The sequence below is a fragment of the Nocardioides sp. SRI_004 genome (genome assembly GCF_057586415.1).
Genome location: NZ_JBYCZV010000004.1, coordinates 354,166 through 377,041 on the forward strand (window position 1 = coordinate 354,166; position 22,876 = coordinate 377,041).

24 protein-coding genes are annotated in these 22,876 nt (G+C 73.0%); 1 reads left to right on the forward strand and 23 read right to left on the reverse strand.

Annotated features, from left to right (window positions below):
• Window positions 1-39: 39 nt before the first annotated feature.
• From der to AC2YHB_RS07715, 22 genes are all read right to left on the reverse strand, one after another.
• A complete protein-coding gene (gene der / locus AC2YHB_RS07610; protein WP_036545507.1) occupies window positions 40-1,380 on the reverse strand; it encodes a ribosome biogenesis GTPase Der in 1,341 nt (446 codons plus the stop codon).
• Complete coding sequence (locus AC2YHB_RS07615) at window positions 1,373-2,092, reverse strand: lysophospholipid acyltransferase family protein (protein ID WP_487353712.1); 720 nt, start codon at window positions 2,090-2,092, stop codon at window positions 1,373-1,375. Before AC2YHB_RS07615 ends, der begins: the two co-directional genes overlap by 8 nt.
• Window positions 2,089-2,754, reverse strand: coding sequence for a (d)CMP kinase (gene cmk, locus AC2YHB_RS07620; protein ID WP_487353713.1), 666 nt, complete (start codon window positions 2,752-2,754; stop codon window positions 2,089-2,091). Before cmk ends, AC2YHB_RS07615 begins: the two co-directional genes overlap by 4 nt.
• 10 nt (window positions 2,755-2,764) lie before the next feature.
• Entirely contained in the window at window positions 2,765-3,850 is a 1,086-nt protein-coding gene (locus tag AC2YHB_RS07625) for a prephenate dehydrogenase (RefSeq protein WP_242530646.1), read from the reverse strand.
• A gap of 17 nt (window positions 3,851-3,867) precedes the next feature.
• Window positions 3,868-4,278 carry a VOC family protein gene (locus AC2YHB_RS07630; RefSeq protein ID WP_036545501.1) on the reverse strand — a complete coding sequence of 137 codons (411 nt, stop codon included), beginning with the start codon at window positions 4,276-4,278 and terminating at the stop codon, window positions 3,868-3,870.
• Window positions 4,279-4,375: 97 nt separating this feature from the next.
• Complete coding sequence (locus tag AC2YHB_RS07635; protein WP_487353714.1) at window positions 4,376-5,095, reverse strand: helix-turn-helix domain-containing protein; 720 nt, start codon at window positions 5,093-5,095, stop codon at window positions 4,376-4,378.
• Window positions 5,096-5,120: 25 nt separating this feature from the next.
• Window positions 5,121-5,873 carry a pseudouridine synthase gene (locus tag AC2YHB_RS07640; protein WP_036545499.1) on the reverse strand — a complete coding sequence of 251 codons (753 nt, stop codon included), beginning with the start codon at window positions 5,871-5,873 and terminating at the stop codon, window positions 5,121-5,123.
• Complete coding sequence (gene scpB, locus AC2YHB_RS07645; RefSeq protein WP_179651142.1) at window positions 5,863-6,504, reverse strand: SMC-Scp complex subunit ScpB; 642 nt, start codon at window positions 6,502-6,504, stop codon at window positions 5,863-5,865. The genes AC2YHB_RS07640 and scpB overlap by 11 nt, the downstream gene beginning before the upstream one ends.
• A complete protein-coding gene (locus AC2YHB_RS07650) occupies window positions 6,497-7,369 on the reverse strand; it encodes a segregation and condensation protein A (protein ID WP_036545496.1) in 873 nt (290 codons plus the stop codon). The genes scpB and AC2YHB_RS07650 overlap by 8 nt, the downstream gene beginning before the upstream one ends.
• A complete protein-coding gene (locus AC2YHB_RS07655; RefSeq protein ID WP_036545494.1) occupies window positions 7,362-7,688 on the reverse strand; it encodes a hypothetical protein in 327 nt (108 codons plus the stop codon). Before AC2YHB_RS07655 ends, AC2YHB_RS07650 begins: the two co-directional genes overlap by 8 nt.
• Entirely contained in the window at window positions 7,673-8,686 is a 1,014-nt protein-coding gene (locus tag AC2YHB_RS07660; protein WP_179651140.1) for a ParA family protein, read from the reverse strand. The genes AC2YHB_RS07655 and AC2YHB_RS07660 overlap by 16 nt, the downstream gene beginning before the upstream one ends.
• 125 nt (window positions 8,687-8,811) lie before the next feature.
• Window positions 8,812-11,364, reverse strand: a complete 2,553-nt coding sequence (locus tag AC2YHB_RS07665) for a DEAD/DEAH box helicase (RefSeq protein ID WP_487353715.1) — start codon at window positions 11,362-11,364, stop codon at window positions 8,812-8,814.
• Complete coding sequence (locus tag AC2YHB_RS07670; RefSeq protein WP_036545485.1) at window positions 11,357-12,304, reverse strand: site-specific tyrosine recombinase XerD; 948 nt, start codon at window positions 12,302-12,304, stop codon at window positions 11,357-11,359. Before AC2YHB_RS07670 ends, AC2YHB_RS07665 begins: the two co-directional genes overlap by 8 nt.
• A 45-nt stretch (window positions 12,305-12,349) precedes the next feature.
• A complete protein-coding gene (ald, locus tag AC2YHB_RS07675; RefSeq protein ID WP_487353716.1) occupies window positions 12,350-13,474 on the reverse strand; it encodes an alanine dehydrogenase in 1,125 nt (374 codons plus the stop codon).
• 140 nt (window positions 13,475-13,614) lie between these two features.
• On the reverse strand, window positions 13,615-14,103 hold the full coding sequence (locus tag AC2YHB_RS07680; RefSeq protein WP_179651134.1) for an Lrp/AsnC family transcriptional regulator: 489 nt from the start codon (window positions 14,101-14,103) through the stop codon (window positions 13,615-13,617).
• On the reverse strand, window positions 14,100-14,690 hold the full coding sequence (locus AC2YHB_RS07685; RefSeq protein ID WP_036545478.1) for an NUDIX hydrolase: 591 nt from the start codon (window positions 14,688-14,690) through the stop codon (window positions 14,100-14,102). Before AC2YHB_RS07685 ends, AC2YHB_RS07680 begins: the two co-directional genes overlap by 4 nt.
• Before the next feature lie 4 nt (window positions 14,691-14,694).
• On the reverse strand, window positions 14,695-16,407 hold the full coding sequence (gene pyrG / locus AC2YHB_RS07690; RefSeq protein ID WP_036546109.1) for a CTP synthase: 1,713 nt from the start codon (window positions 16,405-16,407) through the stop codon (window positions 14,695-14,697).
• A 34-nt stretch (window positions 16,408-16,441) separates the two neighbouring features.
• Complete coding sequence (gene recN / locus AC2YHB_RS07695; RefSeq protein WP_179651130.1) at window positions 16,442-18,190, reverse strand: DNA repair protein RecN; 1,749 nt, start codon at window positions 18,188-18,190, stop codon at window positions 16,442-16,444.
• Window positions 18,187-19,155, reverse strand: coding sequence for an NAD kinase (locus tag AC2YHB_RS07700; RefSeq protein WP_179651128.1), 969 nt, complete (start codon window positions 19,153-19,155; stop codon window positions 18,187-18,189). The genes recN and AC2YHB_RS07700 overlap by 4 nt, the downstream gene beginning before the upstream one ends.
• Window positions 19,152-19,985 carry a TlyA family RNA methyltransferase gene (locus AC2YHB_RS07705; protein WP_179651126.1) on the reverse strand — a complete coding sequence of 278 codons (834 nt, stop codon included), beginning with the start codon at window positions 19,983-19,985 and terminating at the stop codon, window positions 19,152-19,154. The genes AC2YHB_RS07700 and AC2YHB_RS07705 overlap by 4 nt, the downstream gene beginning before the upstream one ends.
• A complete protein-coding gene (locus AC2YHB_RS07710; protein ID WP_179651124.1) occupies window positions 19,985-20,158 on the reverse strand; it encodes a hypothetical protein in 174 nt (57 codons plus the stop codon). Before AC2YHB_RS07710 ends, AC2YHB_RS07705 begins: the two co-directional genes overlap by 1 nt.
• Before the next feature lie 9 nt (window positions 20,159-20,167).
• Complete coding sequence (locus AC2YHB_RS07715) at window positions 20,168-21,190, reverse strand: HAD-IIA family hydrolase (RefSeq protein WP_308645665.1); 1,023 nt, start codon at window positions 21,188-21,190, stop codon at window positions 20,168-20,170.
• A gap of 50 nt (window positions 21,191-21,240) precedes the next feature.
• On the opposite strand from AC2YHB_RS07715, the gene AC2YHB_RS07720 reads away from it, so the two are divergent.
• The gene (locus tag AC2YHB_RS07720) at window positions 21,241-22,392 is read left to right on the forward strand and encodes a DUF1015 family protein (protein WP_179651122.1); all 1,152 of its coding nucleotides are present in this window, start codon (window positions 21,241-21,243) and stop codon (window positions 22,390-22,392) included.
• Here AC2YHB_RS07720 and AC2YHB_RS07725 read toward each other — a convergent pair.
• Window positions 22,352-22,693, reverse strand: coding sequence for a single-stranded DNA-binding protein (locus tag AC2YHB_RS07725; RefSeq protein WP_179652563.1), 342 nt, complete (start codon window positions 22,691-22,693; stop codon window positions 22,352-22,354). The two genes, AC2YHB_RS07720 and AC2YHB_RS07725, sit on opposite strands and share 41 nt — an antisense overlap.
• Between the last annotated feature and the right edge of the window lie 183 nt (window positions 22,694-22,876).

A 22,876-nucleotide genomic window follows, 5' to 3' on the forward strand; every position in this document is an offset into this window, starting at 1 on the left:
TTTGGGACCAAACCGCAACACTCACGCCGACCCGCGAACCTACTTCCGCCCGCGCTTCTCCCGCGGCTGCACCTTGATCTCGATCGGCGTGCCGACGAACCCGAACTCCTCGCGCAGGCGGCGCTCGATGAACCGCTCGTAGCCCTGGTCGAGCTTGCCGGTGGTGAACAGCTTGAACACCGGCGGCGCGGTCGAGACCTGGCTGCCGAAGAGGATCCGCGGCTGCTTGCCACCGCGCACCGGGTGCGGGTGCTCGGCGACGATCCGGCCGAGGAACGAGTTGAGGGCGCCGGTCGAGACCCGCGTCTCCCAGCCCTCGATCGCGCGGGTCAGCGCTGGCACGAGCCGGTCGATGTGCCAGCCGGTCTTGGCGGTGATGTTGATCCGCGGCGCCCACTGCACCTGCACCAGGTCGCGCTCGATCTCGCGGTCGAGGTAGTAGCGGCGCTCGGCGTCGACGAGGTCCCACTTGTTGAAGGCGATGACGAGCGCCTTGCCGGCCTCGCGCACCTCCTGCAGGATCCGCATGTCCTGCTCGGCGATCGACTCGTCGCCGGCGAGGACCAGCACGCACACCTCGGCCCGCTCGATGGCGGTGGAGGTCCGCAGCCAGGCGTAGTACTCGTGGCCCGAGGCCTCCTTGACCCGCTTGCGGATGCCCGCGGTGTCGATGAAGCGCCAGGTCTCGCCGCCGAGCTCGACCAGCTCGTCGACCGGGTCGACGGTGGTGCCGGCGACGTTGTCGACGACGACCCGCTCCTCGCCGGCCAGCTTGTTGAGCAGCGAGGACTTGCCGACGTTGGGACGGCCGACGATGGCGATCCGGCGGGGGCCGCCGAGCTCCTCGTAGCCGTGCTCGGGCGCCTCGGGCAGGACCGACAGCACGGCGTCGAGCAGGTCGCCGGAGCCGCGCCCGTGCAGCGCGGAGACGCTGAACGGCTCGCCCAGGCCGAGGTTCCACAGGCCGTAGGCCTCGGCCTCGGCTCGCTCGTCGTCGACCTTGTTGGCGGCCAGTACGACGGGCTTGCCGGACTTGCGCAGCACCCGCACGACCGCCTCGTCGGCGTCGGTGATGCCGACCGTCGAGTCGACGACGAAGAGCACCGCGTCGGCGAGGCCGACGGCGATCTCGGCCTGCGCCTTGATCATCGCGGCCATGCCGCGGGCGTCCGGGTCCCAGCCACCGGTGTCGACCACCGTGAACGCCCGGCCGTTCCACTCGGCGTCGTACGAGACGCGGTCGCGGGTCACCCCGGGGATGTCCTCGACGACCGCCTCGCGGCGGCCCAGGATGCGGTTGACCAGGGTCGACTTGCCGACGTTGGGCCGGCCGACGACGGCCAGCACCGGGACCACCCCGGCGGGGGCAGCTTCACTCATCACGATCTCCTTGCGGGAGCGGACCCGGCAGGCTCCGCCCCGTCTCCTCGAGCGCGTCGGCGAGCCCGCTGCGCATGTGCGCGCGCAGGGCGGCCGACGTCAGACGTACATGATCCCTCGTCCGGGGCCAGGACACCGCATCGACGGCCATCGGCTCGCCGACCACGATGTCGATCTGCGCCCGCTTGGGGGGCAGCGAACTGCTCCGCCCGCCCGGCAGGCGGGTCCCCAGGAAGGTCATGGGTACGACGGGCGCGCCGGTCACCAGCGCCAGGTACGCCGCGCCCGTGTGGAACGTGGTCAGGTCGCCCGGGCCCCGCGTGCCCTCCGGGAACACCCCGACCGCGTGCCCGTCGCGCAGCACCCGCAGCGCCGTGCGGACCGCCCTCGGGTCGGTGTGGAAGCGGTCCAGGGGCACCTGCCCGGCCCGGCGCAGGAACCACCCGAGCGGCCCGCTGAACATCTCCTCCTTGGTCAGCGCGTGCACCGGCCGGGGGGCGAAGATCGCCATCAGCGGCCCGTCGACGAAGCCCACGTGGTTGCCGGCCACGACGGCCGGCCCGTGCGCGGGGAAGCGCTCGGGGTGGTGCACCCGGACGTCGTACCGGCGCCGGATCAGCCAGCGCGAGGCCGGCCGGCCGCGCACGAGCAGTCGACGTGCGGGCGCAGCGATCCCGTCGGAGCGGGGAGCCTCCTGGTGGGCTGCGTTCACACGCGCTCCGTCACCAGGCCCACCACCAGCTCGATGACCTCGTCGAGGGTCCGGTCGGTCGAGTCGATGTGGACGGCACCGTCGACCTGGGTCAGCGGGGCCACGGCACGCCCCGAGTCGATCTTGTCGCGAGCGAGCAGCGACGCCTCGGTGGCGGCGACGTCGGCGCCACCGTTCTCGAGGGCGCGGCGGGCGGCGCGGGCGGCCGGGTCGGCGGTCAGGTAGACCTTCACGTCGGCGTCGGGGCACACGACGGAGGCGATGTCGCGGCCCTCGACGACGATTCCCCCGTCGCCCACGATCGAACGCTGCAGGTCGACCAGCCGGGCGCGCACCTCGGGCACGGCGCTGACGGGCGAGACCGCGCCGTTGACCTCGTCGCTGCGGATCTCGACCGACACGTCGGTGCCGTCGATAGTGATCGTCGGCGCGAGCGGGTCGGTGCCGGACACGATCTGCGGGTCCTGCGCCCGCGCGGCGACGGCCGCCGGGTCGTGCACGTCGATGCCGTTGCTCAGCATCCACCACGTCATCGCGCGGTACTGAGCGCCCGTGTCGAGGTAGCGCAGGCCGAGCCGGTCGGCGACAGCGCGACAGGTGCTCGACTTGCCCGAACCGGACGTTCCGTCCACGGCCACAACGACGTTCAGCGGTGCATTCACGGCCCGCAGACTACCGGTGAGTCGTCCAGCCCTTCGACTCCAGCGCCACCCGCAGGTCCTCGGCGCGCTCGGCCACCACGTCGAGCTCGACGAGGCCGACCGGGCGACCGGGGTCGTGGTCGATCCGGACGTCCTCGATGTTGACCCCGCTGTCGCCGGCGTCGGCGAACAGGCGCGCCAGCTCCCCCGGGTGGTCGGGTACGGCGACCCGGACCGCCTCCATCGCCTGCGGAGCCGTTCCGTGCTTGCCCGGGATGGCGCGGGTCCCGGCCTGGCCGTAGCCGAGCAGCGACTCGAGCCCGACCCGGTCGTCGTCGGCGACCGCCTCCAGGACGAGGTCCAGCCGCGCCCGCACCTCGGTGAGCAGCGCGGCCACCTCGGCGGCGTTGCCCGCGATGATCTGGCTGTAGAGCCGCGGGTCGCCGCCGGCGACGCGGGTGACGTCGCGCACGCCGGTGCCGGAGAGTGCGAGGTGCTCGGGCGGTGCCGCCGCGAGGGTGCCGGCCACGAGGGAGGCCATCAGGTGCGGCACGTGGGAGGTCCGGGCCACGGCGCGGTCGTGCTCGACCGGGCTCAGCCGGACGGTCACGGCGCCGCAGAGCCGGACCAGGGCCTCGACCGTGCGGGTGGCGGCCGGCGTGGCGTCGGGTCCCGGCGTGACCGCCCACGGGCGGCCGTCGAAGAGCGAGGCGCTGGCGGTCAGCGGACCGCTGTACTCGGTGCCGGCCATCGGGTGGCTGCCGACGTACCGGCTGCGGGACGGGTGCGCCCCGACGGCATCCAGCGGCGGTGCCTTCACGCTGCCCACGTCGGTCACGACCGTGTCCGGGCCGGCGGCGTCGAGCGCGGCCACGATGGCGGGTCCCAGCGCGTCCGGAGGTACGGCGACCACGACCAGCTGCGGGACGTCGGCCGGCGTGCGTGCCCGTCCGGCGCCCAGCCCGGTCGCGGTCCGGAGGTGGTCGGGCGCGGTGTCGGTGAGCAGCACCTCGAGGCCGGCGCGGCGGCAGGCCAGCGCGATCGACGTGCCGATCAGGCCGGTGCCGACGATCTCGACGGGCCCGGTGAGGATGCCGGCTTCGCTGGTCTCAGGCACCCCGCAAGGTTAGGGGATCACGCCCCCGCCCCAGCGCCGGGCTGGTAGGACCCGAACGACCAGTGGTTGCCCTCCGGATCCCGCACGCTGCCGCCCCGCCCGCCGTAGTCCTGGTCCACCATCGCCCGCTCCACGGTGGCGCCGGCTGCCACGGCCGCCTCGAACGCCGCGTCCGGGTCGTCCGTCACGAGGTAGACCGCTCCCGACCCGGCCGGCTGCAGCGGGCTCTCGTCGCGGACGGCGCCGAACATCACTCCTCCTCCGCCCGGCCAGAGCCACTCGGCGTGGACCACCGTCCCGGTCCCGTCGCGGTGGGTGGCGTGCTCGACGAAGCCGATGGCCCCCAGCCAGGTGGTCATCGCGTCGACGTCACGGAACTGCAGGGCGGGCCAGAGCCGCACGGTGGCGGCCAACTCGTCAGTGCTCATGCCCCGAGCCTGCTCCCCCGTCCGCCCCGTGGTCTTGGACGAACGGGAACTCCTCGCGCAGCCAGGCCGTGGGCGTGCAGCCCGCGAGCGCCCGCCACTACCGCGCCAGGTGCGCCTGGTCGGCGTACCCACAGACCGCGGCGACCTCGGCCAGCGGCCGGCGCCCGAGCAGGCGGCGGGCGACCTCGAGGCGCGCGATCCGCTGGAGATCCTTCGGCGCCAGCCCGCACTCGGCGCGGACCAGCGTCCCGAGCCGCCGGCGGCTGTAGCCCACGTCGTGGGCCACCTCGGCCACGCGCCGCCCGGCCGTCAGCAGCGCGAGCGCCCGGGCCACCTCCGCCCGCGGGGCGGCGTCTCCCCCGCGAGCGGCGAGCGCGGCGAGGGTGCGGTCGACGAGCGCCACCCGGGCCGGCCAGGTCGCGAGCGCGTGCAGCCGCTCGGGCAGCTCCCGCAGCGCCGTGGGTACGACGGCCTCCTCCAGGTCGGTCAGCTCCCCCGACAGGTCCGCGGCGGGTCGCCCCAGCAGCACCCGCGCACCCTCGAGGGTCAGCGCGAGCTGGACGCCGCGCTGGGTGCCGTCGTGGTGGATCGCCGCCGGCGCGGCATGCAGTCCCGAGAGCGACGAGAACGCGGCGTGCAGGGTGGCCGGGCGTCCCGCCCACGAGACGCGGAGCGGGTCGTCGAGCGGCAGGACGAGCGTGATCGTGGTGGACGGCAGGCCACGGTGGACGCCGGGTGCGCCGAAGTCGACGTCGTACGGGATCCGCGCGGCGACATGCCTGCGCAGCGCGACGGGGACCGGCGGGACCGGGATCACCCGTCCACGGTAGGCCAGATGGCTCCTACAGGCCGACGAGCTCCAGCAGCTGGCCGAGCTCGTCGTCGCTGAGCTCGCGCAGTGTCCCGCTGCCGAGGGTGCCGAGCTCGATCGGGCCGAAGCGGGTGCGGCTGAGCTGGCGGACCGGGTGGCCGACGTGGTCGAGCAGGCGCCGCACGATCCGGTTGCGGCCCTCGTGGATGACCAGCTCGATGATCGACTTCTCGTTGGCGGTCGCGATGATCCGGGCCCGGCGCACGTCGACCGGACCGTCCTCGAGGGTCACCCCGGCGAGGAGGTCGGCGACGGTGGCCTTGGTCAGCCGGCCGGCCACCTCGGCGACATAGGTCTTCTCGACCTCGAAGGACGGGTGCGCCATCCGGTGCGCGAAGTCGCCGTCGTTGGTGAGCAGCAGCAGCCCGGAGGTGTCGGTGTCGAGCCGGCCGACGTGGAAGAGCCGCTCGGGCCGGTCGCCGACGAAGTCGCTGAGGGTACGACGCCCCTCCGGGTCGGACATGGTGGACACCACGCCGCGTGGCTTGTTGAGGACGAGGTAGACGTGGGCGGAGACCGGCGGCAGGCGCTTGCCGGAGACCTTGATGACGGCCGTGCGCGGGTCGACCTTCGTGCCGAGGCGGGTGACGACCTCGCCGTCGACCTCGACCTCGCCGTCGAGCATCAGCTCCTCGCAGCGGCGCCGCGAGGCGACGCCGGACTGGGCGAGCAGCTTCTGCAGCCGGATCAGGCCGTCCTCGTCGACCGCGATCTCACGCGCCATCGGAGGACTCCTCGGCGACGGGCTCGGGCTCGGGAGAGGAGGCGGCGAGCTCCTCCTCCATCTCGGCGAGGTCGGGCAGGTGCGGGGCCAGGTCCGGCAGCTCGTCGAGGGAGACGATCCCGATCCGCTCCAGGAAGTACGACGTCGTGCGGTAGAGCGTCGCGCCGTGCTCGCCGTCCTGGCCGGCCTCCTCGACCAGCCCGCGGTTGAGCAGCGTGCGCATGACGCCGTCGACGTTGACGCCGCGCACGGCGGAGACCCGGGCCCGGGAGACCGGCTGCTGGTAGGCGACGACCGCGAGGGTCTCCAGCGCGGCCTGGGTGAGTCGCGCCTGCTGGCCCTCGAGGACGAAGCCCTCGACGACCGCGGCGTACTCCTCGCGGGTGTAGAAGCGCCAGCCGCCGGCGACATTGCGCAGCTCGAAGCCGCGGCCCTGCTCGTCGTACTCGGCGGCCAGGGCGGCCAGCGCCTCGGCCACCTCCTGCGCGGGATACCCGACGGCGGTGGCGAGGGCGATCTGGTCGAGCGGCTGGTCGGCAACCATCAGCACCGCCTCCAGGGCGGGGCGCAGCGGGGCGAGCGGGACGGCCAGCGCCTCCTCGGTCGCGACCTCGTCGGTCGGCTCAGTCATCGTTCTTCTCCTCAGCCGGCGGGGGTCCCCCGTCGAACTCGTCGGTGATCAGGTCGTCCACGTCGACCGCCTCGTCGCCGGTCCAGCGCACGGTCAGCTCGCCGAGCGGCGTGACCTGGTCGAAGGCCACCGCTCCCTCGCGGAACAGCTCGAGCAGGGAGAGGAAGCGCGCGACCGTGGTCAGCGTGTCGGGCGAGTCACCGCACAGGGCCCGGAAGGTCATCGTCCCACTCCGGCGCAGCCGGTCGACCACGACCATCGCCTGCTCGCGCACGCTGACCGTCGGGGCGTGGATGTGGTGGAGGGTGAGCTCGAGCTCCGGCTTGGGTTCCATCGCCTTCGCCGCGAGCGCGGCGAACTGGTCGAGGCCGATGCCGATGAGCACCTCCGGCAGCAGCCCGGCGAAGCGCTCCTCGAGCCCGACGGCGCGCGGGAAGCGCCGCGACTCGGCCTGCAGGCGGGTGTCGAGGACTGCTGCGACCTGCTTGTAGGCCTTGTACTGCAGCAGCCGCGCGAACAGCAGGTCGCGCGCCTCGAGCAGGGCGAGGTCCTCCTCGTCCTCCACGTCGCCCTGGGGCAGCAGCCGCGCCGCCTTGAGGTCGAGCAGGGTCGCCGCGACGAGCAGGAAGCTGGTCGTCTCCTCGAGGTCGTCGGACGCCAGGCCCGTCTGGGGCAGGGCCTTGACGTGCGCGATGAACTCGTCGGTGACCTTCGACAGCGCGATCTCGGTGACGTCGAGCTTGTGCTTCGAGATCAGGCTGAGCAGCAGGTCGAACGGACCCTCGAAGTTGTCGAGGCGGACGGCGAAGCCGCCCTTGGGCTCCGATGACTCGGGCTCCGCGACCGCCCCGACCTCCTCACTCACGCAGGCGCCTGACGAGGGGCGAGTCCTCTCCGGCCGTCTCGAGGTCGGCGAGCACCAGGTGCAGCGCCTCGCGCACCAGGCGGCCGCGGTCGACGGCGAGGCCGTGCTCGCCGCGCAGGGTCAGCCGGGCACGCTCGAGGTCCATCAGCTCCTGCGAGGTGATGTAGACCGTGATCTTCTCGTCGTGCCGGATCCGCCCGCTGGGCCCCTTCTGCTGCTCCGGCTGCTCGGCCGGCGGGTCCGGGACGGCCCGGACGGCGGGCTCGGAGGTGGGACGGAAGAGGTCGTCGGCGGCCGGCAGGCTCACACGTCGAGACACCGAACCGCCACCTCCTTCGCCAGCTGCCGGTAGGCCTCGGCGCCACTGGAGCCCGAGGCGTACGACGTGATCGGCTCGCCCGCCACGGTCGAGTCGGAGAACTTCACCGTGCGCCGGATGACCGTGTGGAAGACCTTGTCGCCCCAGGCCTGCACGAGGCGCTCGAGCACCTCGCGGCCGTGGAGCGTGCGGCCGTCGTACATGGTGCCGAGGACGCCGTCGACCTCCAGGCCGGGGTTGAGGCGCTGCTTCACCTTGTCGATGGTGGCCTTGAGGAGCGCGACGCCGCGCAGCGCGAAGTACTCGCACTCCAGCGGCACGATCACGCCGTGCGAGGCGGTGAGCGCGTTGACGGTCAGCAGGCCGAGCGAGGGCTGGCAGTCGATGAGGATGACGTCGTACTCGGCGATCGCCGGCGCCAGGACGCGCTGCAGGGTCTGCTCGCGGGCGACCTCGTGCACGAGCTGGACCTCGGCGGCCGACAGGTCGATGTTGGACGGCAGCAGGTCCATGCCGGGCACGCCGGAGGGCACGACGACCTCGTCGAGCGTCGTCTCCGGGTCCATCAGCAGGTTGTAGACCGTCGTCTCCATGTCGTGCGGGTTGAGCCCGAGCCCGACGGAGAGCGAGCCCTGCGGGTCGAAGTCGACCAGCAGCACCTTGCGGCCGTACTCGGCCAGCGCGGCGCCCAGGTTGATGGTCGTCGTGGTCTTGCCGACGCCGCCCTTCTGGTTGCACATCGCGATGACCCGCGCCTGGCCGTGGGCCGTGACCGGTCGCGGGTCCGGCAGGAACGGCATCGGCCGTCCGGTCGGACCGATGTCGCCCGACGGCTCGATCGGGACCCGCACCGTGGGGGTCTCCGGGGTCGGGAACTGCAGCGTCATCGCGTCCTCCGTGCCGAGCGGGACCTCGCTGCCCGTCTCGCGCGCGGGAGCCGGGATCGGCATCCGCGGCGGCATGTCGGGTGCACTGGATCCTCCGTAGGTACCGACCATCGCCCTCACCTTTTGTCGTGGAGTGGTTGCGGGCTCCTTCCCCAGAGCCCGGGACCTCTCCATCCAACAATGTCGACACGACGACATTCGGGAGGCGCGCCGCGCGCTACGACGTCAGCAGCGCGTCAGCCGGTGAGGCTCTCCATCGCCAGCGTGCGGACGACGGCCTCGCCGGCCTCGTCGCTGGCCGCGAGGTCGACCTCCGCGCGGACCACCCAGTCGTGGTTGCCGTCCGGGTCGTGCAGGGTCTGCGTGGCCACCCACCGGTCCGGCGCCTTCTCGACGGACAGCAGCGCCGGGCCGCGGGCATCGGCGTCGGTCAGCAGCCGGTCGTGCTCGGCGTAGTAGTCCTCGATCGCCCGGTCCCAGTCGCCCTCCCCCCAGTCGGAGCCGTCCGGCTCCAGGGAGGCGAGCGCGGGCACGTCGTCGCGGGCGACGAGCTCGACCCGGCGCCACATCGCGTTGCGGACCATCACGTCGAAGACCCGGCCCTGCTGGCTGAGCGGCCGCGGCGGAGGCGGCGGCTCGTGGTGGCTCACCTGCGTGCTCGCGTGCTCCGGGTCGGCCAGCGCCTCCCACTCGTCGAGCAGCGAGGAGTCGACCTGGCGGACGGTCTCGCCCAGCCACTCGACCAGCAGCTCCAGCTCCCCGGTCCGGTACGACGCCGGGACGGTCTGCCGCAGCGCGCGGTAGGCGTCGGTGAGGTAGCGCAGCACCAGCCCCTCGGAGCGGGCCACCTGATAGCGGGCGACCAGGTCGGTGAAGCCCATCCCCTGCTCCCACATCTCGCGCACGACCGACTTGGGCGCCAGCGCGTCGGGCGCCAGCCACGGGTGCCGCTCGCGGTAGGTCTCGAACAGGGGCTCGAGCAGGTCGCTGAGCGGCTCGGGCCAGGTGACGTCCTCGATCAGGGCCATCCGCTCGTCGTACTCGACGCCGTCGGCCTTGAGCGCGGCGATCGCCTCGCCGCGGGCGGCATGGCGCTGGGCGAGCAGGAGCGGCCGCGGGGCCTCCAGGGTGGCCTCGACCACGGAGACGACGCCGAGTACGAAGTCGGGGCTGTCCGGGTCGAGCACGTCGAGGACGGCCAGTGCGAAGTGCGACAGCGGCTGGTTGAGCGCGAAGTCCTCCGGCAGCGCCTCGGTGAGGACGTAGCGGCGGCCGAACCCGTCGGGCTCGTCGAGCCGGGTCAGCACCTCGGAGGTCACCAGGCTCCGCGCCAGCCGGACCGCCCGCTTGGCGAGCCGCAGCTGGCTGCGCCGGTCCTCGTGGTTGTCCATCAGCAGCCGGCGCATCACCGGGAACGCGTCCTCCTCGCGGGAGAGGACGTTGACCAGCATCGCGTTGTCGACCTTCATCTGCGACTTCAGCGGCTCGGGCCGGCCCTCGACGAGCTTGTCGAAGGTCTGCTCGGTCCACACCACGGTGCCGGCCGGCGGCTTCTTCAGCTGCGCCTTCGACCCCCGCTTGGCCTGCTTCTCCGCGCTCATGGCGGCGTTCTTCGCGGCGGCCTTCGCCTTGGCCTTCTCGTTCTCGATCACGTGCTCCGGCGCCTGGACGACGACATAGCCCGCCGTGTCGAAGCCCGCACGCCCCGCGCGGCCGGCGATCTGCAGGAACTCACGCGTGCGCAGCACCCGCTGCCGCGACCCGTCGTACTTGGCGAGGCCGGTGAAGAGCACCGTGCGGATCGGCACGTTGATGCCGACACCGAGGGTGTCGGTGCCGCAGATGACGGTCAGCAGGCCGGCCTGGGCGAGCTGCTCGACGAGGCGGCGGTAGCGAGGGAGCATCCCCGCGTGGTGGACGCCGATCCCCTGGCGCAGCAGCTTGCTCAGGGTCTTGCCGAACCCGGCCGCGAAGCGCACCGGCGCCAGCCGCTCGGCGATCTGCTCCTTGCGCTCCTTCGGCAGCACCGTGTCGAGCCGGCCGGGACCGCTCAGCAGCGACACGGCGTGCTCGACGGCGGCCGCTTGGGTGAAGTGCACGACGTAGACCGGCCCCTGGCCGGTGCTGACCAGCTCGGCGAGCTTGTCGCCCATCGGCTCCAGCGACCACGAGAAGTCCAGCGGGACCGGGCGCTCGGCCTGGTCGACGGTCGTGGTGTCGCGACCGTTGCGCCGGGTCAGGTCCGCGGCCAGCTCGGTCGTGTCGCCGAGGGTCGCCGACATCAGCAGGAACTGCGCCTGCGGCAGCTCGATGAGCGGCACCTGCCAGGCCCAGCCGCGCCCGGGCTCGCCGTAGAAGTGGAACTCGTCCATCACCACCATGCCGACATCGGCGGCGGAGCCCTCCCGCAGCGCGATGTTGGCGAGCACCTCGGCCGTGCAGCAGATCACCGGGGCGTCGGCGTTAACGGCCACGTCACCGGTCAGCATGCCCACGTCGGCGGCGCCGAAGACCTCGACGAGGTCGAAGAACTTCTCACTCACCAGCGCCTTGATCGGCGCGGTGTAGAAGGTCACCCGGTCGTCGGCGAGCGCGGCCATCGCGGCGGCCATCGCGACCAGCGACTTCCCGGACCCGGTCGGCGTGGCCAGCACGACGTTGTCGCCCGCCAGCAGGGAGAGAATCGCCTCCTCCTGGTGCGGGTAGAGCGCGAGGCCGCGCCCGTCGGCGTACTCGATGATGCGGTCGTACGCCGCGTCCTGCGCACCGGACGACACGGGCTCAGGCATCGCGGGCCCTCGGGTGTGCGGTCGCGAAGACCTCGCGCAGGTTGTCGACCGTCACCAGCGTGTAGACCTGCGTCGTCGTCACCGACGCGTGGCCGAGCAGCTCCTGCACGACCCGCACGTCGGCGCCGCCGTCGAGCAGGTGGGTCGCGAACGAGTGGCGCAGCGTGTGCGGCGAGACGTCGCGGGTGACGCCGGCCCGCTCGGCCGCCTTGACCAGCACCGCCCAGGCGGACTGGCGGGAGAGCCGGCCTCCTCGTGAGTTGAGGAAGAGAGCCGGCGTGGCCTTGGCGACCAACGCCGGACGCCCCCGCACCAGGTAGGCCGACAGCGCCGCCCGGGCGAACGAGCCGACCGGCACCAGCCGCTCCTTGCCGCCCTTGCCGCTCAGCAGGATCGTGTTGTCGTCGTCGTCGCGCAGGTCGAGAGCGGACACGTCGTCGACGTCGAGCCCGACGGCCTCGGAGATCCGGGCGCCCGTCCCGTAGAGCACCTCCAGCAACGCCCGGTCGCGCAGCGCGAGCGGCGTCCCGGGAGCGCCCGCGGCCTCGAGGATCGCCTCCACGTCCGAGAGCGGCAGCGCCTTCGGCAGCCGCTTGGCCGGCGACGGCGGCTTGACCGCCGCGGCCGGGTCCAGCTGCGCCAGCCCGTCGGCGACGGCGAACTTGTGGAAGCCGCGGACGGCCACCACCGTCCGCGCCGCTGAGGACGCGCTCAGCGGCGGGTGGTCGGCGTCGCCCTCGCGCAGCCGCATCAGGAACTCGGTGACCGTCGCCTCGCTCACCCCGTCGAGGTGGTCGATGCCGGCGGCCGCCAGGTGCTCGCGGTAGCGGCGCAGGTCGCGACGGTAGGAGCTCAGCGTGTTGGCGGCGAGCCCCTTCTCGACCGTCAGGTGGTCCAGGTAGGTCCGGACCGCCCGGTCCACCGCCCCTGCGCCACTCACCCGGTCAGGCTAGGGCATGCCTGTCGGTCCCCGGCGGATGGCCGGTCAGGCCAGCGCCTCCGCGAGCGGCATCGACGCGATGCCCACGGCCTCGCCGACGGGCGCGTTGGTGAGCTGCCCGGCGTGGGTGTTGAGCCCGAGCGCGAGGCTGTGGTCGTCGCGGCACGCGGCCTGCCAGCCCTTGTCGGCCAGCGCGACGACGTACGGCAGCGTGGCGTTGGTCAGCGCGTAGGTCGACGTGTTCGGGACGGCGCCGGGCATGTTGGCCACGCAGTAGAACGTCGAGCCGTGGACCTGGTACGTCGGGTCGGCGTGCGTCGTGGGCCGGGTGTCCTCGAAGCAGCCACCCTGGTCGACGGCGATGTCGACGAGCACCGAGCCGGGCTTCATCCGCGACACCAGCTCGTTGGAGACCAGCTTCGGCGCGGCGGCACCGGGGATCAGCACGGCGCCGATGACCAGGTCGGCCTCCATGACCTGCTGCTCGAGGGTCAGCTTCGACGAGGCGAGCCCGTGGACGCGGTTGTTGTAGCGCCAGAAGGACATCCGCAGCTTGTCGAGGTCGGTGTCGAGCAGGGTGACGTCGGCGCCCATGCCGAGCGCGATGTTGGCGGCGTTCTGGCCCGAGACACCGGCACCGATGATGACCACCTTGGCGTTCGCGACGCCACCGACGCCGCCCATCAGGACGCCCCGGCCGCCCTGGGCCTTCATCAGCGCGTGGGCGCCGACCTGGGGCGCGAGGCAGCCGGCGACCTCGGACATCGGGTACAGCAGCGGCAGCGCGCCGCTCGGCAGCTGCACGGTCTCGTAGGCGATGCCGGTGACCTTGCGGGCCAGCAGCTCCTCGGTGAGCGGCTTGTCCGCGGCCAGGTGCAGGTAGGTGAAGAGTGTCTGGCCCTCGCGGATGCGGTGGTACTCCTCCGCGACCGGCTCCTTGACCTTCAGGACCAGGTCGACCCCGCCGTCGGTGCCCCACGCCTCCTCGGCGGTGGCGACGATCGTGGCGCCCGCGGCGACGTAGTCGGCGTCCTCGATGGACGACCCGACACCCGCGCCGGCCTGGACGACGACCTCGTGGCCGTGCGCGACCAGCTCGTGCACGCCGATCGGGGTGATCGCGACGCGGTACTCGTGGTTCTTGACTTCCTTCGGCACACCGACGCGCATGGACTGCATCCTCCTGGTCACGGGCGTTCCGATGCGGATTCCCCGGTGAGCAGAAATTGTGAAGATCAGTCGAGCGCACCGCTAGTGGCCGCAGCGATTATTCGCTGCCGCCGCGCGAATCCGGATCGGATCGTCGGCGATCAGGCGTGTGGCGCAGGTCGCACCGAACGTGGTTCGGCCGCCGGCCGGCCGCGCAGGTGCTCGAAGATCAGGCTGGTCTCCGTCATCGCGACGTCCTTGGTGCCGCTGAGGTGGTTGACCACGAACTCGCGCAGCTCCTCCGAGCCGGCGGTCGCCACGTGCACCAGGAAGTCGTCGGCGCCGGCGAGGAAGTAGACGTTGAGCACCTCGGGCAGCTGCGCCATGGCCTGGGCGAAGGCCGCCAGCTCGCCCCGGGCGTGCGGGCGGAGCCGGACCGAGATCATCGCCTGCAGCGGCCGGCCGATCGCGGCCTGGTCGATCTCGGCGTGCGCGCCGCGGATCACGCCCCGCTCGAAGAGCGAGCGGACCCGGCCGTGGCAGGTCGACGGGGCGATGCCGACCCGCGCGGCCAGCACGTTGTTCGCCAGCCGCGCATCGTCCTGCAGCTCGCGGACGATGGCGGCGTCGATCGCGTCGAGCTCGGTCATCGGCCGGCCCGGTCCCGGCGGACCTGGAGGGCCAGCACCGCCTGCACCACCGGACCGTCGGCCACGGCCCCCGCGAGTACGGCGTCGACGAGCTCCTCGAACGGCACCCAGACCTCCTCGAGGTCGGCCTCCTCGTGCTGCAGCACGAAGTCGCCCCGGTCGGCCGTCGCCAGCCCCTCGGCGAGGTAGTAGTGGATCTTCTCCGCGGAGTAGCCGGGCGAGCTCCAGGTCGAGAGCAGGTGGGTCCAGCGCTCGGCCTGCAGCGCGGCCTCCTCGCGCAGCTCGCGGCGCGCGACCTGCTCCGGGTCCTCACCCGGGTGGTCGATCACACCGGCCGGCAGCTCGACCAGCCGCGCCTGGGCGGGATGGCGGTACTGGCGGATGCACAGCACGCGGTCCTGCTCGTCGACGGCGAGGACGACGGCAGCGCCGGGATGCTCGACCACGAGGCGCCGGAACGCGGCCTCGTCGTGGTCCCCCGGGCGTCGTACACGGTCGGAGCGGAGGGCGAGCACCCACGCGTCGCGGTGCAGGTCCGCCGAGCTCTCGACCGGCCAGGACTCCGGGACGTCCCTGACGTCGCTCACCGCGTCACTCGTCGTCGTCGACGGGCTCGGGGTGCAGCCCGGACTCGTCGATCTCGAGGCGGGTCTCGCGCTGGCGGGCGATCGCCGCGCCGACCAGGCCGGCGAACAGCGGGTGCGGGCGGGTCGGGCGCGAGCGCAGCTCGGGGTGCGCCTGCGTGCCGATGTAGTAGGGGTGCACGTCGCGCGGGAGCTCGACGAACTCCACGAGGTCGAGGTCCGGGTTGATGCCGGAGAAGACCAGGCCGGCCTCCTCGAGCTGCGCCCGGTAGGCGTTGTTGACCTCGTAGCGGTGGCGGTGGCGCTCCTCGATCGACTCCGCGCCGTAGACCTCGGCCGCGATCGATCCCGGCGTGAGGGTCGCGGGGTAGAGCCCGAGGCGCATCGTGCCGCCCAGGTCTCCGGCGCCCTCGACGATGGACTTCTGCTCCTCCATCGTGGCGATGACCGGCTCCGGGGTGTCCGGGTCGAACTCGGTCGAGCCGGCCTTGGTCAGGCCGAGCTCGGTCCGGGCGTACTCGATCACCATCGACTGCAGGCCCAGGCACAGGCCGAGGGTCGGGATGCCGTGGGCGCGGGCATAGGTCAGCGCGCCGAGCTTGCCCTCGAGGCCGCGGATGCCGAAGCCGCCGGGCACGCAGATCGCGTCGACGTCGGAGAGGTGCCGGGTGGCGCCCGCCGGGGTCTCGCACTCGTCGGAGACGACCCAGCGGATGTTGACCTTGGCCTCGTGGGCGAAGCCGCCGGCGCGCAGCGCCTCGGTCACCGACAGGTAGGCGTCGTGCAGGTCGATGTACTTGCCGACGAGCGCGACGGTCACCTCCTCCTTCGGGTGGTGCACCCGGCGGAGCAGGTCGTCCCACAGCGTCCAGTCGACGTCGCGGAAGGGCAGGTTGAGGCGTCGTACGACGTAGGCGTCGAGGCCCTGCCGGTGCAGGACCTTGGGGATGTCGTAGATCGACGGGGCGTCCGCAGCGGTGACGACGGCGTCGCTGTCGACGTCGCACATCAGCGAGATCTTCCGCTTGATGCTCTCCGGCAGCTCGCGGTCGGCGCGGCACACCACGGCGTCGGGCTGGATGCCGACCTGGCGCAGCGCGGCGACGGAGTGCTGGGTCGGCTTGGTCTTCAGCTCGCCCGACGGACCGATGTACGGCACCAGCGAGACGTGCAGGAAGAAGACGTTGTCACGGCCGATGTCGTGGCGGACCTGCCGCGCCGCCTCGAGGAAGGGCAGCGACTCGATGTCGCCGACGGTGCCGCCGATCTCGGTGATCACCACGTCGACCGGCTCCGAGCCGCGACCCATCGCGAGGATCCGGTCCTTGATCTCGTTGGTGATGTGCGGGATCACCTGGACCGTGTCGCCGAGGTACTCGCCCTTGCGCTCCTTGGCGATCACCGAGGAGTAGACCTGCCCGGTCGTCACGTTGGCGATCTGGTTGAGGTCGGTGTCGAGGAAGCGCTCGTAGTGCCCGATGTCGAGGTCGGTCTCGGCGCCGTCGTTGGTGACGAAGACCTCACCGTGCTGGAACGGGTTCATCGTCCCGGGGTCGACGTTGAGGTAGGGGTCCAGCTTCTGCATGGTCACCCGGAGGCCCCGCGAACGGAGCAGTCGGCCCAGGCTGGACGCCGTGAGGCCCTTGCCGAGCGAGGAGGCGACGCCTCCGGTCACGAAGAGGTGCTTTGCCTGTCGATTCGTGCCGCTACCGGAAGCCATGTTCACGGGATTCCATCCTACTACGAGATCGTGCTCAAGCCGTACGTCGGCGCGCCAGGTCGAGCAGTTCGCGCGCGTGCGCGAGCGCGGTGTCGGACTCCGCGAGGCCCGCGAGCATGCGGGAGAGCTCGCGCTCGCGACCCTCGTCGTCGAGGGTGACCAGGCCTGAGCTGGTGATGGTGCCGTCGCTGGACTTCTCCACCAGCACGTGGCGGTCCGCGAAGGCCGCGACCTGCGGGAGGTGGGTCACGACCAGCACCTGGGCGTCGTCGGCCAGGGTCGCGAGGCGGCGGCCGATCTCGACGGCGGCGGCACCGCCGACGCCGGAGTCGACCTCGTCGAAGACGAACGTGGGCACCGGGCTGGTGCCGGCCAGGCAGACCTCGACGGCCAGCATGACCCGCGACAGCTCACCGCCGGAGGCGCCCTTGTGCAGCGGGCGCGGCTCGGAGCCGGAGTTGGCGGCCAGCAGGAACTCCACCTCGTCCAGGCCGCTGCGGCCGAAGCGCACCCAGCGCTCCCCCACCCGGACCACGTCCGCCGGCGGGTGCTCCGGGTCGGCGGGGGCGTCGACGGTGCGCGGCGCGACCCGGATCGTCACCCGGGCGTGCGGCATCGCGAGCAGAGTGAGCTCGTCGCTGACCGCGGTGGACAGCTTCGCCGCGGCGGCGACGCGAGCCTGGCTCAGCGCGGCGCCCGCCGTCGCGAGCTCCTCGCGCAGCCGGCCCGCACGGGCGGTGAGCTCCTGGATCCGCTCGTCGGTCGAGTCCAGGTCGAGCAGGCGCTTCGACGCGGTCTCGGCCCAGGCGAGCACCTCGTCGACGCTCTCGCCGTACTTGCGGGTCAGTCCGATCAGCGCGGCCCGCCGCTCGGACACCGCCGCCAGTCGAGCGGGATCGGTGTCCACCCCCGAGGCGTACGACGCCACGTCGGCCGCGACGTCGGAGAGGAGATAGCTCACCTCCGCCACCCGGTCGGCGAGCGCACCCGCCTCCGCGTCGTGGTCACGGACGCCCTCCAGCAGGCCGCGGGCGGCCGCGACGGCACCCAGTGCGTCCGGGGAGCCGTGCTCGCTCGACAATGCCTCACGGGCCTGCTCGGCGGCGCCGCGGAGGGTGTCGGCGTGCCCGAGGCGGGCCTCCTCGGCAGCCAGCTCGGCGTCCTCGCCCGGCTGCGGCGCGACGGCGGCGACCTCGTCGACGCCGAAGCGCAGCACGTCGGCCTCCCGCGCCCGCTCGCGGGCGGAGGCCGTGACCTCGGCGAGCTCCCGCTCGGTCGCCACCAGGTCGTCGTGGACCGCGGCGTAGGACGCCTGCAGGGAGTCGAGCGCGCCGAAGCGGTCCAGGGCCTGGCGCTGGGTCTGCGGCTTCAACAGCCGGTGCTGGTCGGACTGTCCGTGGACGGCGACGAGCGGCTCGGCAATGGCTGCCAGCGTCGACACCGGGACGGCGGCGCCTCCGGCGAACGCCCGCGAGCGCCCCTCGGCGCTCACGTTGCGCGCGAGCACGATCCCGTCGTCCTCGACCTCGCCCCCGGCGTCCTCGACGGCCGCCGCGAGCGCGGGCAGGGCGTCGGCGGCGATGAGTCCCTCGACCCGCGCCTGTCGCGCCCCGGCCCGGACGGCTCCGCTGTCGGCCCGCCCGCCGAGCAGCAGCCCCAGCGCGGTCACGACCATGGTCTTGCCGGCGCCGGTCTCACCCGTGATCACCGTCAGTCCCGGTCCGAGCTCGAGCACGGACGAGTCGATCACACCGAGCGAGGTGATGCGCAGCTCCTCGATCACGACGTCTCCTCCTGGGCGCGCGCCTGGCGGCGCAGCTCGGCGGCACCCCGCCACCCCTCGACGGACAGCCCGAACTTGGCGACCAGCCGGTCGGTGAACGGCGCCTCGTGCAGCCGGACCAGACGCACCGGCCGCAGCCCGCGGCTGACCTCGATCCGGGCGCCGGGCGGCAGGTCGACGCTGCGCCGGCCGTCGCACCACAGGACGCCCGAGCTCTCGTTGCCCTCGAGCACCTCGATCGCGATGACGGACGACGGCGCGACCACCATCGGCCGGGCGAACAGCGCGTGGGCACTCAGCGGGACGATGCACAGCGCCTCGACCTGCGGCCACACGACCGGGCCACCGGCGCTGAAGTTGTACGCCGTCGAGCCGGTCGGCGTCGCGCAGACGACGCCGTCGCAGCCCCATCGCGACAGCGGCCGGTTGTCGATCTCGACGACCACCTCGAGCATCCGCTCGCGCGCGGCCTTCTCGACGCTGGCCTCGTTGACCGCGAAGGTCGCGTAGACCAGCTCGCCACCGACGAAGGCCCGGACGTCGAGGGTCAGGCGGTCCTCGGTCGTGTACCGCTGGTGCACGATCGCGTCGATCGTCGCCGCGACGTCCTCGTGCTCGGCCTCGGCGAGGAACCCGACGTGGCCGAGGTTGACGCCGAGCACCGGCGTGAGTCGGGAGTGCGTCACCTCGGCGGCGCGCAGGATGCTGCCGTCGCCGCCGATGACGACGGTCAGCTCGCACCCGCGGCTGGCGTCGGTCTCGGAGTCGGTCAGCTCCACGGCCGGGTCGTAGCCGTCCGGGTCGAGCCCGAGGTCCTCGGCCTCGTCCAGCAGGAGACGTACGACGATCCCGTGGCCGGTGAGCTCCTTGACGAACGAGCGCGCGACGTCGCGGGCCTCGGGGCGCCGCGTGTGGGCGAGCACGAGGACCCGGCGCGGCGTGTCCGTGGTCGCGGGGATCGTCATGGGGCCACCCTCTCATCCGGGCCCGACGTCCCGCGCCGCACGATCGCCGCGATGGACTCGTCGTCCACCGCCTGCGGGCCGTGGCGCAGCCACAGGAAGAACTCGACGTTCCCGGACGGCCCGGGCAGCGGGCTCACCGTCACCGCCTGCGCGCCCCATCCGCGCTCCCCCGCCGCATGGGCCACGCCGAGCACCGTCTCGACCCAGAGCTCGGGGTCGCGGACGACCCCACCCTTGCCGAGCCGGTCCTTGCCGACCTCGAACTGCGGCTTGACCATGAGCGCCAGGTCGCCGTCCTCGCGGGTGACGCCGAGCAGCGCGTCGAGCACGAGGGTCAGCGAGATGAACGACAGGTCGCCGACCACGACGTCGACCGGGCCGCCGATCGCGGCGGCCTCGAGCGTGCGCACGTTGGTCCGGTCGTGGACCTGCACCCGCTCGTCCTGCTGCAGCGACCAGTGCAGCTGTCCGTAGCCCACGTCGACGGCGACCACCTCGGCCGCGCCCGCCCGGAGGAGGACGTCCGTGAAGCCGCCCGTCGACGCTCCCGCGTCCAGGCAGCGCCGTCCCTCGACGGACAGGCCCAGCGGCTCGAAGGCAGCGAGGGCACCGGCCAGCTTGTGCGCGCCCCGCGAGACGTAGTCGGGGCCGTTCTCGCCCTCCAGCACGACGATCGCGACGTCCGTCGTCACGCCGGTGGCCGCCTTCGACGCGAGCGCACCGGACACCTTGACCCGGCCGTCGGCGATCAGCTGGGCGGCGCGCTCACGGGACGGCGCGAGGCCGCGCCGCACCAGCTCGGCGTCCAGGCGCAGTCTGCGAGGAGGCACTACTGGGACGTCGGAGGGTTGTCGAGCGTGTGCCGGAGGCCGGCGTGCGCTTCCTCGAAGACCGCTGCGTGCTCCTCGAGGGGCCGGCTGTCCAGCCCCGCGACCAGGTCGAGCACACGGTCGACGGCATCGATGCCGGTCGGCATGGGCGCCGGAACGGGTACCTCGGTCATGGCGCGAGGCTACCGCGCCGCGCGCCCCGGAGCGGGGAGCCCTGCCGCGGTGATGTCGGCCACCGTCCCCGAGGCGTCCAGGTGCGCCCACGCCGCAGCCGCCGCGACCCGCCAGGCGTCGTCGGGGGCAGCGGCCGCGCCGGACGACGAGACCTCCAGGAGACCCGCCGCCACCCGCGCCCGCCACTCGCCCAGGACCCAGTGCTCCCCGTCGCGCGTCGGCGCCTCGTGGCGCCGCGCCAATCCGGCCAGGTCGCCGGAGAGGTACGACGGCCGCAGCTGCGGCGGCGCGGCCAGCAGCTCCGGGAGCCCGGTCACGCCGGTGAGCACGAGCAGCGAGTCCAGGCCCGCGTTCCGGGCACCCTCGATGTCGGTGTCGAGCCGGTCGCCGACCATCAACGGCCGCTCGCCGCCGACGCGTCGTACCGTCTCGTCGAGCAGCGGCCGGGCGGGCTTGCCGGCCACCACGGGCGTGACGCCGCTGAACCGCGACAGCATCTCCACCAGCACCCCGTGGCCGGGCGCGGTGCCGAACGCCGTCGGAATGGTCAGGTCGGTGTTGCTCGCGATCCAAGGCAGGCCGTCCCGCACCCGCACCGCGACCCGCATGATCGACCGCCACGGCACGTCGGGGCCGTAGCCGGTGACCACGCCCGCCGCGTCCTCGTTGGCACGGACCGGGACCACCCCGGCCTCGAGGAGCGCCGTCTCCAGCCCGGCAGCACCGAGGCACACGACCCGGGCGCCCTCACCCCAGGAATCCCTGGCCAGCCGCGCGGCCGCCTGGGCGCTGGTGACCACGTCGTCCACAGCGGCCTCGACGCCCAGCTCCACGAGGTGCTCGGCCACCACTGCGGGTGGCCGCGATGCGTTGTTGGTGATGAACGCGACCCGCATGCCCGCGCCGCGCGCCTCACCGATCGCCTGCGCTGCGCCCGGCACCGCCTCGGCGCCGATGTAGACGACGCCGTCGAGGTCGAGCATCGCCAGGTCGTAGGCGGCGGTCAGCGGCGCGGGGGATGTGAGCAACACGGGTACCACCATGCCAGCCGGTTCCTCACCCGGCTCCGTAGGATTCCCGGGTGGACGCAGCAGCACTGGTGACTCCCCCGTACGTCGCGGGTCCGTTGCGCCTCGTCCCGTTCCGCGGGCTGATGCTCAGCCCCGCACGCGTCGGCAACCCCACCACGGGTCGCGCCTTCGCCCGCCCCTACAAGGACGTCTCGGCGCGCCTCCTGCGCTGGCAGGCCCGCGGCTACGTCCGCCAGGACGCCGTACCGGCGCTCTACCTGCACGAGTACACCTCGGCGGGGATGACGGTGCGCGGTCTGGTGGGCGCCCTCGACGTCTCCCGGCGGGCCACGCGCGCCGAGGACCGGGCGGTGCTGCCCCACGAGGGCATCCACCCCGCCCAGGCCGACGATCTGGCCGACCGGATGGCGGAGATGGAGCTCAACCCCGCGCCCATCCTCCTGGTCCACCGTGGCACGGACCAGCTCCGCTCCGTGCTCGCCGAGGTCATCCGCGGGGAGCCGCAGCACACCTTCACCGACCGTGGTGAGCAGCAGCACCGGATCTGGGCCATCCGCGACGAGGCCACGCTGGCCGCGATCGCCGCCGAGCTCGCCGACAGCCGGGCCCTCATCGCCGACGGCCATCACCGGTACGCCGCCTACCTGCGCCTGCAGCGTCGTCAGGCCACCTCCACGGACGAGCCTGCGGCGACCGACTTCGGCCTCGCCATGCTGGTCGACCAGGGCACCACGCCCCTCTTCCTCGGCCCGATCCACCGCACCCTCCACGGGACCTCCCTCGACGACCTGCGCGACGCCACCCAGAGCGTCGGCCTCGGCTACGCCGAGCACTCCCAGTCCGAGGCCGTCGCTGCTCTCTCCGCGACGCGCCTCGCCGCCACCGACGGCGAGCGCTGGGCCGTCATCGACCTCGATGCGTCCGTCCGTGAGGCTGCCGTCGAGACCCTGCACCGTCGGATCGTGCCCGCGCTTCCCCATGGCCCGTCGTCCGTCGCCTACCACCACAGCGTCGACGACGCGCTCGGCGCGGCCCGACCGGACAGCGTCGCCGTCCTCATGCCCGCGCCCTCGGTCGACCTCGTGCTCGAGATCGCGGCCGCCGATCGCCTGCTCCCCGAGAAGGCGACGTCCTTCCAGCCCAAGCCGAGTCTCGGGGTACTCATCCGGTCGCTGCGCGACGAACCATCCGGCACGTGCTGACCTCGACCTCCACCCGGGAGAGCGTCCGCTCACCCGCACGGTAGAACCGACGCCGCAGCGCTCCCTCGACCTCCACCTCGTCCCCGGTGCGCCAGCCTGCCATCGCTCGTCGCGACCGCGCAGACCATGCCGCCAGGTCGACGACGTCCACCGACGACGATCGCCGTCCCGAGGGAAGCACCCGCACCTTGTCCCGTGCGACCGATATCCGGCACACGCACAGCTCGTCGCCGCTGGGTAGTGTGCGCAGCTCCGGCTCGCCGGCCAGTCGGCCGGCCAGCCTCACGATGTTGTGTTCCATCCTGCGTTCCTCCTGATCACTGGGTGCGACCAGCGTGCGCCGTCGCACCGACGCAGCACGACCGCCGTGAGCGCGGCTGTGGAGAACGCCTCGCCACCGGCCGCTTGTGGAGGGAAAGCGGACCGGAAAGGGACGCAAAAACACCGAAGGGCCAGCATTTCTGCTGGCCCTTCGGCGAAAGAA